This window comes from Seohaeicola nanhaiensis (genome assembly GCF_042654245.1).
Classification (GTDB): Bacteria; Pseudomonadota; Alphaproteobacteria; order Rhodobacterales; family Rhodobacteraceae; genus Seohaeicola_A; species Seohaeicola_A nanhaiensis.
On record NZ_JBHSGI010000023.1, the window covers coordinates 19,794 to 33,465 of the forward strand.

The 13,672-nt window shown below is 61.8% G+C and carries 10 protein-coding genes and 1 pseudogene; 4 read left to right on the forward strand and 7 right to left on the reverse strand.

Translation table 11 applies throughout. The features are described from left to right. Window positions 1–86: 86 nt before the first annotated feature. Window positions 87–1,336 (forward strand): annotated as a pseudogene (locus ACFO5X_RS14295) (class I SAM-dependent methyltransferase). Next, entirely contained in the window at window positions 1,333–2,388 is a 1,056-nt protein-coding gene (locus ACFO5X_RS14300; protein ID WP_149789476.1) for a type II glyceraldehyde-3-phosphate dehydrogenase, read from the forward strand. The pseudogene ACFO5X_RS14295 and the gene ACFO5X_RS14300 overlap by 4 nt, the downstream one beginning before the upstream one ends. A gap of 34 nt (window positions 2,389–2,422) precedes the next feature. Here the strand turns inward: ACFO5X_RS14300 and ACFO5X_RS14305 are convergent, their stop codons facing one another. From ACFO5X_RS14305 to ACFO5X_RS14330, 6 genes are read right to left on the reverse strand one after another with little or no spacing between them, the layout of a single operon-like run. Beyond that, window positions 2,423–3,193 carry an SDR family NAD(P)-dependent oxidoreductase gene (locus tag ACFO5X_RS14305; RefSeq protein WP_043847441.1) on the reverse strand — a complete coding sequence of 257 codons (771 nt, stop codon included), beginning with the start codon at window positions 3,191–3,193 and terminating at the stop codon, window positions 2,423–2,425. Next, window positions 3,190–4,128, reverse strand: a complete 939-nt coding sequence (gene arcC / locus ACFO5X_RS14310; protein WP_051487981.1) for a carbamate kinase — start codon at window positions 4,126–4,128, stop codon at window positions 3,190–3,192. Before arcC ends, ACFO5X_RS14305 begins: the two co-directional genes overlap by 4 nt. A 2-nt stretch (window positions 4,129–4,130) precedes the next feature. After that, window positions 4,131–5,132, reverse strand: a complete 1,002-nt coding sequence (gene argF, locus ACFO5X_RS14315; protein ID WP_149789477.1) for an ornithine carbamoyltransferase — start codon at window positions 5,130–5,132, stop codon at window positions 4,131–4,133. Between the two features lie 14 nt (window positions 5,133–5,146). Further along, entirely contained in the window at window positions 5,147–6,373 is a 1,227-nt protein-coding gene (locus ACFO5X_RS14320) for an arginine deiminase (protein WP_380718150.1), read from the reverse strand. Between the two features lie 24 nt (window positions 6,374–6,397). Further along, entirely contained in the window at window positions 6,398–7,846 is a 1,449-nt protein-coding gene (locus ACFO5X_RS14325; RefSeq protein ID WP_380718151.1) for a YfcC family protein, read from the reverse strand. Window positions 7,847–7,863: 17 nt separating this feature from the next. Beyond that, window positions 7,864–10,248 carry a heavy metal translocating P-type ATPase gene (locus tag ACFO5X_RS14330; RefSeq protein ID WP_380718152.1) on the reverse strand — a complete coding sequence of 795 codons (2,385 nt, stop codon included), beginning with the start codon at window positions 10,246–10,248 and terminating at the stop codon, window positions 7,864–7,866. 250 nt (window positions 10,249–10,498) lie between these two features. Between ACFO5X_RS14330 and ACFO5X_RS14335 the strand changes: the two genes are divergently transcribed. Then, window positions 10,499–11,359 carry a patatin-like phospholipase family protein gene (locus ACFO5X_RS14335; RefSeq protein WP_370209052.1) on the forward strand — a complete coding sequence of 287 codons (861 nt, stop codon included), beginning with the start codon at window positions 10,499–10,501 and terminating at the stop codon, window positions 11,357–11,359. A 65-nt stretch (window positions 11,360–11,424) separates the two neighbouring features. On the opposite strand, the gene ACFO5X_RS14340 is transcribed toward ACFO5X_RS14335, so the two are convergent. Beyond that, window positions 11,425–12,279: an NADH-quinone oxidoreductase subunit N gene (locus tag ACFO5X_RS14340; RefSeq protein ID WP_081749910.1), complete on the reverse strand. Its 855-nt coding sequence runs from the start codon at window positions 12,277–12,279 to the stop codon at window positions 11,425–11,427. A gap of 177 nt (window positions 12,280–12,456) precedes the next feature. On the opposite strand from ACFO5X_RS14340, the gene ACFO5X_RS14345 reads away from it, so the two are divergent. Next, window positions 12,457–13,143, forward strand: a complete 687-nt coding sequence (locus ACFO5X_RS14345; RefSeq protein WP_043847429.1) for a DUF6629 family protein — start codon at window positions 12,457–12,459, stop codon at window positions 13,141–13,143. The last annotated feature ends 529 nt before the right edge of the window (window positions 13,144–13,672 follow it).

Sequence of the window (13,672 nt, forward strand, 5' to 3'; positions counted from 1 at the left end):
CCAACAGCGAAATCCCACCTGATGAGCAGTTTGAATTGCATGACGGCGCGAGGCAGCTTCCACGCCTTGGACCCGGAAGGGCCGCGATGTGGTTACTTGCCAAATTGCTCAGCCGTCTGGTTCGGAACGGTCACCTGACTGTTATCGACCCCTGTTGTGGGACTTGGCGTTTCGGTGGCGGTGACGGCCCTGCCGTTTCAGTCCGATTGACCGACAAGGCGCTGCCTGCGCAACTTCTTGCAAACCCCAGTCTGGCGCTTGGCGAGGCCTATATGGATGGAACGCTCCGCATCGAGACCGGCAGCCTGCGCGACCTTCTTTCGATTTGCATGGCTGACCTCGACGCCGTCGACGCTTTGCCCGGGAAACGGATCAGGCAAGGGCTGGACGCTTTTTTGAGCCGCAGGTTGCATCACAACCCGATCAACCGGGCCCGCTGCAACGTGGCGCACCACTATGATCTCTCGACCGAACTCTACGACCTCTTTCTTGACGCGGACCGACAGTATTCATGCGCCTACTTCGCCACAGGCAATGAAACTTTGGACGAGGCGCAAGCCCTCAAGAAACGACACATCGCTGCAAAGCTGCTGCTGCGGCCCGGCCTTGACGTTCTCGATATCGGCTCGGGCTGGGGGGCTTGGCGCTGGAGCTTGCCCAACAGCATCAGGCCCGCGTGACCGGTCTGAGCCTGTCTACCGAACAGATCGTGGCCGCCCGCGCCAGCGCAACGCAGTCCGGCCTGTCCGAACAGGTCGCCTTTAAACTCCGCGACTACCGGCAAGAGAAAGGCCAGTATGACCGTGTCGTTTCGGTGGGCATGTTCGAGCATGTGGGCCGCAGTGGATTTGATGACTATTTCAGCACGATCCGAAGGGTTCTCAAGCCGGATGGAGTCGCGCTTGTACATGCGATCGGTACGATGGCACCCAAAGGTGGCAGCGATGCGTGGATCAGGAAATACATTTTCCCCGGTGGCTATCTTCCGTCACTGTCCGAAACGATCTCGGCGGCGGAACGTTCTGGGCTTTGGGTCACCGATGTCGAGGTCCTGCGCCTGCATTATGCAGAGACCCTGCGGCACTGGTCCGAACGCTTCGCAGCCGAGCGCGGGACCGCGCGGAGGCTTTACGACGAACGGTTCTGCCGCATTTGGGAATTCTATCTGGCTGTCTGCGAAATGGCATTCCGGCATGGCCGGTTGATGGTGTTCCAGCTCCAGTTGGCCAAACGCCGCGACACCGTTCCGTTGACGCGGAATTACATCGCGGACGCTGAGGCAGATCACCACTGCCACATCAGGGCACTCGGCAAACAAATAGGGAGAGCAAGATGACAGGCAAAGGGCAAATCAAGGTCGCCGTGAACGGATACGGTGTGATCGGCAAGCGCGTAGCCGACGCGGTGGCCGTGCAGGCCGACATGGACCTGATCGGCGTGGCGGATGTCGTGGCCGACTGGCGCGCCCGGATGCCGGCAACCAAGGGCTTTGCCCTCTACGCTGCAGACCCGGAACGGGAATCCGCGATACAAAAGGCCGGCCTGAACCTCGCCGGCGGCTTGGACGATCTGTTGGCCGCCGCCGACATCGTGATCGATTGCACGCCGAAAAAGATCGCCGCTCAGAATGTGGAAACATACCGCGACAAAGGCATCCGTTTCATCGTTCACGGCGGCGAAAAACACAGCGTAACGGGCCATTCCTTTGTCGCCGAAGCGAATTATGAAACGGCGCTCGGGCGCGACAGCACCCGTGTCGTGTCCTGCAACACGACCTCGATCGTCCGCACGCTGAGCGCACTCAAACGGTCCGGCCTGCTTGGCTCGGCGCGCGGAACGCTGCTTCGGCGCGCCACTGATCCATGGGAAAGCCATCTGGGCGGGATCATGAACACGCTCGTTCCCGAACCCGAAATCCCTAGCCACCAAGGCCCCGATGCGCAAAGCGTCGATCCCGACCTTGACGTGATCACGATGGCCGTCAAGGTGCCCCAGACCCTTGCGCATTTGCACTACTGGTCCGTGAGGATGCCGCGCAAGGCATCAAAGGATGAGGTGCTGGACGCATTCTGCGCGTCGTCCCGCATTGCTCTGATCCGGATGTCGGACGGGCTGGGTGCAATCAACGCAGTCAAGGAGATGATGGCCGATCTCGGGCGCCCCAACGACAGCCTCTACGAGGTGGCCCTGTGGGAGGACATGCTCAGGGTAGAGGGCGACGAGTTGTTCTATGCCTATATGGTCGACAACCAGGCTATCGTGATCCCCGAGACCATCGACGCGATCCGTGCCCTAACCCAAGCTGAGCCAGACGGAGCCGCATCGATTGCGCGCACGAATGCGGCGCTGGGTGTCGGTGCGTTTGCGGCCAACACACCGACGCGTTAGCAAGAGGCACTGAGGACTGAATTGGCGTGACTGATCAGCCCGCCGCCATGCCCCCGTCGACGGGATATTGCGCTCCGGTGATGAACGCGGAATCGTCGGAGGCGAGGAAGAGGACGAGGTTGGCGATATCGAGGCTTTCGCCATAGCGACCCAGCGGGATCGTATCGGAAAGCTGCTGCTTTACTTCATCGCCGCGACCGGGATTGAAGCCTTCCTCCAGCGACCGCATCATCCGGGTGTTGACCGGCGATGGATGCACGGAATTGACCCGCACGTTGTGGCCCGCCGCCTCGATCGCAGCCGCGCGCGTCAGGCCGACTACGGCATGTTTCGACGTGATATAGGGCGCGACGTTTGGGCTGCCTTTGAGACCCGCAATGGACGACATGTTGATAACGCTTCCCGATTTCCGTCCGATCATCACCGGCAAGACATGCTGCAATCCAAGGAATGCGCCGCGCACGTTGACTGCCATCACGCGGTCGAAATCCTTGATCTTCTGATCGATCAGTGGCGCGACCTTGCCCTCGATCCCGGCGTTGTTGAAGAACACGTCGATGCGTCCGAATTTCTCGACGGTCTGCGCGACATATCGTTCGCAATCCTCGACCGACGATACGTCGGCCGCGATTGTCAGCACATCGCCCGAATTTCCAAGATCCCTCGCGGTATCCGACAGATCACTTTCCCTGAGGTCGACAAGCGCGACCTTGGCACCTTCGCTGAGAAAGAGCCGCGCGGTTTCCAGACCGATACCAGCTGCGCCCCCGGTGATCAGGGCGACTTTGTCGGCGAGACGTTTCATCGAGAATCTCCTTTTGATGATTTTGGGGGTGACGAACGAACCTGCGTCCCGGCCGTTCCATCCAGAAGCGCCAGCGCATCCTCAAGCTGACCGATACCAGCGAGGCCTCCTGCCTCCGCGAAATCGGCCGCTGCCGCCATCTTGGGGCCCATAGAGCCCGCCGCCAGGTCGAGCGCCCGCGCCTCTGGCGGGGTGAGATGTCGGATGGGCGCCGCATCATCCGTTCCGAAATCCCGGTAGGCCGCATCCACGTCAGTGAGCAGAAGCAGCGCATCCGCCCCGAGCCGTTGCGCAAGCAGCGCGCTGGCGGCATCCTTGTCGATCACGGCCTCGATCCCGGTCATGCTGCCGTCGGGCAGGCGCAGCACGGGAATGCCCCCGCCTCCGGTGCAGATCACGATCACACCCTGATCCAGCAGCAGGCGCAGCACACGCAGATCCGGAATGTCCTGCGGCTTTGGCGAAGGCACGACGCGCCGCCATTTGTCCCCGTCCTGCGCGATGCTCCAACCGGCGGCGGTGGCGCGTGTTTCGGCCTCGTCGCGGGAATAGACCGGGCCGATGAACTTGCTGGGCGCCTGAAACGCGGGGTCGTCCGCGTGGACCACAACCTGCGTCAGAAGCGTGGCGACCGGAAGCGCATGATCCAGCGCATTCTCCAGTTCCTGCTCGATCATGTAGCCGATCATGCCGACGGTTTCCGCACCCAGCACGTCGAGAGGAAATGCCTCGTCGGGTTTGTACACCGCCCCCTGAAGCGCCAGCAGCCCGACCTGCGGACCGTTGCCGTGGGTCACGACCAGTGTGTGCCCGGCGCGCACGATATTTGCCAGCGCAGCGGACGCAGTCCGGACGTTGGCGCGTTGATTGTCTGCCGTCAGGGGTTGACCCCGCTGCAGCAGGGCGTTCCCGCCAAGCGCTGCGACCACCAGCACGGCTAGTTAGCCAATGTGGCGACAAGGATCGCCTTGATGGTGTGTAGCCGGTTCTCGGCCTGATCAAAGACTATGGAGGCCGGGCTTTCGAACACCTCTTCGGTCACTTCCATCGCCGTGATGTCGAAATGTTTTGCGATGTCGGCACCGACCTCAGTCTCGGCGTTGTGGAAGGCGGGCAGGCAGTGCATGAACTTGGTCTGCGGATTGCCGGTCTGCGCCATCACGTCCGAGTTGACCTGATAGGGCAGAAGTTGGCGGATACGTTCTTCCCATTTGTCCTTGGATTCACCCATCGACAGCCAGACATCGGTGTAGATGAAATCGGCCCCTTTCACCGCCTCGCCCACCTCTTCGGTGATGGTGATGCGCGCGCCGGTGGTCTCTGCGATCCGGTGCGCTTCGTCCTGAATGGCTGGATCGGGCCAACAGGCCTTTGGCCCGCACAGACGCACGTCCATACCCATTTTGGCGCCGCCGATCAGCAGGCTGTCGCCCATGTTGTTGCCCGCATCCCCCAGAAACGCATAGGCAATCTGACCCAGCGGTTTGTCGGAATGCTCTGACATGGTGAGGAAATCGGCGAGGATCTGCGTGGGGTGGAATTCGTCCGTCAGACCGTTATAGACCGGCACCCCGGCATACTGCGCCAGCGTCTCGACGATGGGATGACCGAAGCCGCGATATTCGATCGCGTCATAGACCCGGCCCAGCACGCGGGCGGTGTCCTTCACGGTCTCCTTCTTGCCCAGATGCGACCCCGACGGCCCCAGATAGGTGACATGGGCGCCCTGATCGTGGGCGGCCACCTCGAAGCCGACGCGCGTGCGGGTGCTGTCCTTTTCAAAGATCAGCGCGATTTCCTTGCCGGTCAGGCGCGGCACTTCGTAGCCACCGTATTTCGCCGCCTTCAGGTCGGCGGAGAGTTTCAGCAGAAAGCCGATTTCCTGCGGGCTGAAGTCGCGCAGCGCAAGAAAATGGCGGTTTCGTAGATTGTAAGACATGGGGTTTCCTTTTGTCAGATTGCGTCGCGGATGGTGGGGCAGCTCATGCAATGGCTTCCACCCCTGCCCCGGCCCAGTTCGGCACCGGGAATGGCCAGAACTTCGATCCCGGCGTCCTTCAGCGCGGCGTTGGTGTCATCATTGCGGTCATAGCCGATGACAACACCGGGCCGCAGCGCCAGCACGTTGTTGCCGTCATTCCACTGCTCGCGCGACTGCTCGGCCAGATCGCTGCCGCCGGTCGGGACCAGATGCAGTTTCTTGAAACCCAATATCTCGGCGGTGATTTCGAAAAGATGCCGGGCGTCGCGCCGGATATCGAGCGCGGCACCGGCCGACCCGGGACGCAGGTCATAGCAGGTGATCGCGTCAGCCACCTCCTTGAACGTCGTCACGACATCGTTGCCGCAATGGGTGAATACCGTGTCCAGATGCATTGCCGCCCGCGACCGGGGCATCTGGCAGGCGATGACGCGCGTCACGTCACCCCCCAGAAACAACGCCTCGGCCAACTGACCCACCGCCTGCGGAGACGAGCGTTCGCCCATACCGACCATCACGACGCCATGGCCGATGGGCATGATATCGCCCCCTTCCAGCGTAGCCGCGCCAAATTCGCGCGTCGGATCGCCGAACCAGACACGCGCATCTGCGAACTTGGGGTGGAACCGATAAACGGCGGCCATCAACAGCGTTTCGGGCCGCCGTGCCGGCCAGTACATCGGGTTCAGAGAGACGCCGCCATAGACCCAGGCGGAATTGTCCCGCGTGAAGATGAAATTGGGCAGCGGCGGCAGAACGAAGCCGTTGAGCCCGAGATAACTGCCGAACATGCCCGACGGGGTGAAAGGAAGATCGTCGACGGTGATCCCGCCGACCAGAAACCGGGCGAGTTCCACGCCCGGCAGTGCCTCCATCCAGGCGCGCAGTTCGTCGCGCATGCCGACGCCCACATCGTTGCGGGTGATGCGGTGGTCGAGTACCCAGGCGCGCGCCTCCTTGATGTCCAGCGTCTCGGCCAGCAAGGCCATCGCATCCAGCACCTCGATCCCCTGCCCGCGCATGATGTCGGCAAAGACAGCGTGATCCTTGATCGCCTGCTTGACCCAGAACACATCATCGAACAGAAGATCGGCGCAATTGTCAGGGGTCAGGCGACGATGGGCCAGACCCGGCGGCGACACGATCACCTGCCGCAATTGCCCGGTTTCCGAATGGACGCCCAGTTTCGGTTCAGACATCTGTGATTACTCCAATGTATCTGGTCAAAGAATCGCGGCCAAGCTGATGCTGGCCGAGATGAAAACGACGAGGATCAGCAGCAATGGCCACACGAAGACGACCCACCGATCGAACGATACGCGTCCGATCGCCAGACCGCCGATCACCACTGCGGATGTCGGCGTGATCAGGTTCACCAGCCCGCTTGCGGATTGATAGGCTGTCACCACAAGGTCGCGACCGACGCCCGCAAAATCCCCCAATGGGGCGAGGATCGGCATCGACAGAACCGCCAGGCCGGACGAGGACGGCACAAGAAAGCTCATCCCGATCTCGATCCAGAGCATCAGGTTGATGAACGCGATTTCCGGCAGGCCGCCGAGGGTCTCGGCGGCACTGTTCAGGATCGTATCGGCGATCAGACCTTGTTCCATGATCACCACGATGCCGCGCGCCAGCCCGATCACGAGCGCCACGCCCAGCAGATCCTTGGCGCCATCGACAAAGGCCGATGTCAGCTTTTTCTCGCCCATCCGCGCGACAAGTCCGACGACGATAGCCATGCCGAAGAAAAGCGCCCCCATTCGGGCCATCCACCATCCCTGACTCGACACGCCCCAGATCATCACGGCGAAGGTCGCGAAGAAAAGAACCAGAACCAGCTTCTGGGTGCCGGTCAGCTTCGGCTCGCTGAATTCTGCATCCGTCTCCTTAAGGAAAAACCGCCTGTCGCTTTCGCGTTGCGCCGCAACGACGGATCGCGCCGGGGCCGCCTTGATTCTTGAGGCGTAACGCATGACATAGGCGATGCAGATCGCCAGACCGCCGATCAGGATGATCAGACGCAGCCCCATACCTTCGGTAAATGGAATGCCCGCCGCATTCGAGGCGATGACGGTGGCGAATGGGTTGATCGTCGATCCCAATGTGCCGATGCCCGCGCCGATCAGAATGATTGCCACGCCGGTTATTGAATCGTAGCCTGCGGCAATGACCACAGGGATCAGCAGCGCGTAGAAGGCGAGGGTTTCTTCGGCCATGCCGTAGGTCGTTCCGCCCAATGCGAAAAGCGACATGAGGATTGGGATCATCCATATCTCGCGTCCCTTGAGGCGACCCATCGCGGTCTGGATCCCGGTGTCGATGGATTTTGTAGCGTTCACCACTCCCAGAAAACCACCGAGAAGCAGCACGAATAGCGCCACGTCAATGGCATTGGCGGAATAGCTGTCGGGGTCATAGAACCCCGCGACAGGTGCCAGCATGACATCGACAACCCCCTGCGGATTGACTTCGACCGTCTGATAGGTGCCTGGCACCGCGATCTCGCGCCCGACCTCTTCATTCATCGCGCGGTCGTACTGCCCGGCAGGGATGATCCAGGTCAGGGCCGCAACGGCGATGATCAGCAGAAAAAGGATGGAATAGGCCGTGGGAAATCGTGCTGCCAATCCGCCCTCATCGGGCTTTTTGTCTATAGATGTATCGGTCATCGTGGCCGCCCCTTCTTTCAATGTGTTTGGTGTGTTTGAGGTGCGGAACCCGGCTCCAGGATGGTTTCAGAATCCACCGGGTTCCGCCGATCACCTGCGCCGCCTTGGCCTTCGCTGATCCCTTCCAGCCGCGTCCGCTTGAGCAGCAGCGCGTTGACCGCGACCAGCGCCGAGCTGCCCGACATGGCAATTGCGGCGACGGCAGGGCTGATGATCAGCGGGTAGAACACGCCCGCTGCAGCGGGGAAGGCGATCACGTTGTAGGCCACCGCCCAGAACAGGTTCTGGTGCATCTTGCGCAGGGTGGCGCGCGACAGCTCGATCGCGCCCACGACATCGTAGGGATCGCTTTTCATCAGCACGACATCGGCGCTTTCCATCGCCACATCCGTGCCCGCGCCGATGGCAAAGCCGACATCGGCCTGCGTCAGCGCGGGCGCGTCGTTGACGCCGTCACCGACCATGCCCACTTTCTTGCCCTGGGCCTGAAGCTCCTTGACTTTCTCGGCCTTCTGACCCGGCAGCACGTCGGCAAGCACCATGTCGATGCCAAGCTCGCCCGCGATCCGTCGCGCGGTGCCTTCGTTGTCGCCGGTCAGCATCGCGACCTCGACCCCGCGCTCGCGCAGCTTTGCCACGGCGGCCATGGCGCTCGGGCGCGGTGCATCGGCGATGGCGATCAGCCCGAGCATCCGCCCGCCCTTCGCCACATGCACCACGGTGCGGCCTTCGCCCTTCAGGCGCTCGGCTTGGGCATCGAGCGCGCCAAGGTCGATGCCTTGCTCGTCCATCAGCCGACGGTTGCCGACCAGCACTGGTTCGCCCGCGATCTCGGCGCGTGCGCCGCGGCCTTCGAGGTTCTCGAACCCGGCCATCTGCGGCACATCGAGCCCCTCGGCGCGCTGGACGATGGCCAGCGCCAGGGGGTGGTCCGATCCGCGATCGACAGAGGCCGCGGCGCGCAGCGCATCATCCTCGGTACTCCCGTCGGCCGCGACGATCTCGACCACACGCGGCTCGCCCATCGTCAGCGTGCCGGTCTTGTCGAAGACGATCACGTCGAGCTTGGTCGCATCCTCGAGCGCGCCGGCATTCTTGAACAGGATGCCGTGCTGCGCCCCCAGTCCGGTGCCCACCATGACGGCCATCGGCGTCGCCAGCCCAAGCGCATCCGGGCAGGCAATGACGAAAACGGTGATCGTCAGCGTCAGCGCGAACAGCAGCGGTGAGCCGATCCACCAGAACCAGACCGCGAAGGTGGCCAGCCCGATCACGATGGCGATGAGCACCAGCCATTGTGACGCCTTGTCGGCCAGAAGCTGTGCCGGTGCCTTGGAATTCTGCGCCTCCTGCACCAGCTTGACGATCTGCGCCAGCGCGGTGTCGGCGCCGACCTTGGTGGCGCGGTAGCGGAACGTGCCGGTCTTATTGATCGTGGCGCCGATGACGGTATCGCCCAAGCTCTTGTTCACCGGCATCGACTCGCCCGTCAGCATCGACTCGTCGACCAGCGAAGATCCTTCCAAAACCTCGCCGTCCACCGGGATCTTGTTTCCCGGGCGGATCACCACCGTTTCGCCCTGAAGCACTTCGGAGGTCGGCACCTCGGTCTCCTGCCCGTCGCGGATCACCGTGGCCATCGGCGGCGCGAGATCGAGCAGCGCCCGGATCGCCGCAGAGGCACCGGCGCGCGCCCGCATTTCCAGCCAGTGGCCCAACAGGATGAAGACCAGCAGCACCGCGACCGCCTCGTAGAACTGCACGCCGGGAAAGAAGAAGGTCGAGCCGACGCTGAACACATATCCGGTGCCGACCGACAGCACGACGAGCACGGCCATGTTGAGGATGCCGTTCTTCAGCGCCCGCCAAGCGGCTACGAAAAACGGCCAACTGGGCCAGACGATGCCCGCGCTGCCGAGGAAGAACAGCCAAAGGTCCAGCCTCAGGCCGAAAGGCGGCGCCGGGGGCGTGAACATGCCGCCCATCGGCGAGTAGATGAAGATCGGGATGGTAAAAAGCAGTGCCACCCAGAAGCGGTTGCGCATGTCGCGGACCATGTCGGCCATCTCCATGCCGCCGCCGTGACCCATCTCATGGGCCATCGCGTCCTTGGCAACGGGGCCTATCGCGCCATGCGCCGCGTGGTCTTCATGGCCGGTGTGGTCCATCTGGCAGATATGGTTCGGCATACGCTCTCCGGCGCAGTGAAAGCCGCAGGCGTCGATCGCCTTGCGCAGCGCCTCCTCGTTCACCACCGTTTCGTCGTACTGCACTGTCACACTGGCAGACGCAGGGTTCGCTTCCGCCCGGTGAACGCCGTGGAGGGCGGATACATGACGTTCGACCGCGAGATGATCGAGTTCCTCGAACAATCCGCGGACCTCAAGGGTCAAGGTTTTCAATGCTGGCTCCTGTCGATTAAACCTTGCGGTCGCGAAGGACCGTCAGGGGAATAGACGTTGCCAGGCATCGGACGTTACAGTGTCCGGCGAAAATCTTCGCAGGCACTGCCGCTGGTGTCACCCATGAGACGGTAACGCTTTACGTCCACTCGCGTCAGTATTTCCGTATGGCGCGCACTGGCGCAGGGTCGGGCAGCCTGGGACCAACCAATTGACGAAAAGCCAAATTGCGGAGTTTGAATTGAGCAGCATGACCAAAGCGAGCACTGCAACCCACAAGTGCTTTGCCCTCGTGCTAAGTGGCGGCGGGGCAAGGGGCCTCTCGCATGCTGGCGTACTCAGAGCTTTGATCGCCAGGGGCTACATCCCAAGCGCCGTCGTGGGCGTGTCGATGGGCGCGGTTGTCGGTGCTACGTATGCTCTTAATGACAAATGGTACGACGCACTCGTGGGCATGGATACCAGCGGGTTTCCGGCAACACCGGACTTTCGCGTGCCTGGAATGGCTGCAAGGATCAGGGAAATGCGGCTTGCTTTGCTTGCCGCGCGGGACATGTATTTTGGCTGGGGATCAGGCGCGCGCACCGAGACCTGGGGCCGCAGTGTCCTGTCCGGCCTGACCAAGGGCAAGAACCTGCAGGACGGCCGCATCCCGGCTTTTGTCTGTGCAACCGACATGCTGTCTGGCCAACGCGTGGTATTCGGCAAGGGAGATGCCACTGATTATGTCTATTCAAGCGCGGCGCTGGCCGGAATACTGCCGCCCCTTGTCGATGATCCGTATGTACTGATGGACGGAGCCTATTCCGATATCGCGCCGGTGGACGTCGCCAGGGCCACCGGCGCGGAAGTCGTGATCGCTGTGGATCCCAGCCAGCGCGAAAACGCGACTGGCCCGAAAAACGGCTTGCAGGCGATGATGCGATCCATCGAGGTCTGCCAGTATGAACATGCGCGACTGCGTTTTGAGCAAGCGGATTTTGTGATCCGACCCGCTTTCAGCCAGACCATCGGCACACTGGAATTCCGGCAAAAGCGTCATTGTATTGCGGCAGGCGCCGTGGCGACCCGCCGCGCATATAACGACATCAGCATGCTGCTCGCCCCCTGATCGGCGAGTTGCCCCCGACGTGCGATTGCGCTCAGTTGCAGTCACCCAGGAAACATCCCTGCAAGCTACCCCATGAGCAGCGTGATCGGCGCGGTCGCGCCCAACACGATCATCAGCGGCGGCGCCGGGGCGGCGCTGTCCTGTCCGGACTCTCGCGGCTGACACATCGGCACCACGATGCGCAGGTAGGCCGCCAGCGCCAGCACGCTGTTGAGAATGCCGATCACCGCCAGCCACAGATAGCCCGCCTCGATCGCCGTACCGAAGAGCAGCACCTTGCCGAAAAAGCAGAAAAGCGGCGGAATGCCCGTCATTGACAGCAGGAACACCACCATCGCTACGCCGATCACAGGGCGCGCGCGGCCGAAGCCCCGGAAGTCGTCAAGGCTGCGTCCGGCGACCATGATCACCGCGAAGGCGCCGAGATTCATCGCCACATAGGCAGCGCTGAACACGATCACCGAGGGCAGCGCCAGCAAGCCTGGCCCCAGATCCACGATCCCCATCATGAAATAACCCGCCTGCGCCATCGACGAATAGGCCAGCAGGCGCACCTCGTTGCTTTGCACCAGCGCCGCCAGGTAGCCGCACGTCATCGTCATGGCGGCGATTAGCGCGACCACCATCGGCCAGCTGGTACCGACCGGTAGGTCGCGCAAGATCTGCGCGAAGGCGAAGATTGCCGCGACCTTGGTAATTACCGACAAATAGGCGGCCACGGACACCGGCGCGCCGTCATAGGCGTCGGGTGCCCAAAACTGGAACGGCACCAGCGCCGCCTTGTAGCCCAGCCCGATCAGCACCGCGGTCAGCCCGGCCAGCGCGATCAGCGTCCTGCCCGCCAGCCGGCCCAGCTCGGAAAAGAGCGTCGAGCCGGCACCGCCGTACGAGATGGACCAGCCGGAGACCCGGCGTTCAATCGTGCCGCTTTAGCCTCTGCGCCCGCGTGACTGCCGCGGCGACGCGGAGCAGGCCTTCCGCCTCCTGTTTTTGGGGGGAGCCGGACCAATCCTGCGGCTGACGATTTGCATTCTTTTCAAGGCTGTAGAAGTCGCTTACGTTTGGAAACAGAGAGTAGGCCTGAAAAGGAAAATGCCATGTGCCTGTCGGCCCAAGTCAGTTTTGCTGCAAGCGTTTTCCTTGTCGGGGGTGGGGCCGCCATTTCAATCGTGGCCTTCCAGCGCAACAAACGCTATCTCCCGCTTGCATTGATGCCGCTTTTCGCAGGTCTTCAGCAATTCACTGAGGGTTTCGTGTGGGTTGGCATGAACGGAAATGATCCCCTGACGGTCTTGTGGGGGGCAATGGGGTTCATCTTCTTCACGTGGTTCATGTGGCCGATATGGGTTCCCTTCTCGGTTTATGTGCTGGAGCCGGACGACAGTCCGCGCAAGCGATTGTTCCGCCTCATGGCGCTGATCGGACTGGCCTTCGGCCTGCTGCTATACATCCCGCACGGGCTCAACAGCGACATGGTTGTGGTAGAGATCAACAACCAGTCGCTGGCCTATGAAAAATCCATGTGGCTCGATTTCATGATGCCGCGGTGGTTGACCAACACGATCTACGTGACCCTCATCACCCTGCCGCCGGCCCTGTCGCACTACAAACATGTGCGCCATTTCGCCTTGACGCTGGTGGCGGTGATCGTGGTCGATATTGCTTTCCTGCAATATGCCTACATCTCTTTCTTCTGCCTGCTGGCAGGACTTGCGACGCTGCATCTGGTCTACATCATCCTGACAAATAAGTGCGCCCGTGAATGTCCTGAACTGTTTGCCTAAATCCGACAAGTAAATGGCGCGCTCTACGGAATCACAACGGCGATTCTCTGTATTTTTTACCGGCCTGTCCAAGGGGTCGTCGTAGGCTGAACGTCAGGGCTTCCGGGACGCTGCCATGGTACCGGCGCGTGAATGGCAGGGCGGGCTGTCTGGTCGGTCATTGATTATTGCGCTTCGTCTTGCGGGCTTAGACTGTGTTGGTTGGTTTGGTCACTGTGGCGTCATGTGGTCTGCGGGCGGCCTTCCCTGCCTTGCGCCTAGCGTCGGTTCCTGTCTTGAGGGCTTTTTACAGGGATGGCCACGAGCGCTTCTTCGACAACAATGCCGTCACGATGTGCTTCGACTATTCTGCTGGCGAGCAAAACCGAAACGAGGATACCAACCAGAATGAGAGGTCCGAACATGTCTGTCTTCCTTACTGATGAACGCTGATTGCGCGGTTCATAAGGGTAGACGCCGGCTGGGAGTGTCCTGAACTTTGTGTATCCGGGCCGGCCCATGCGGTTTGGGATACTCAAGCGTCGAAGCG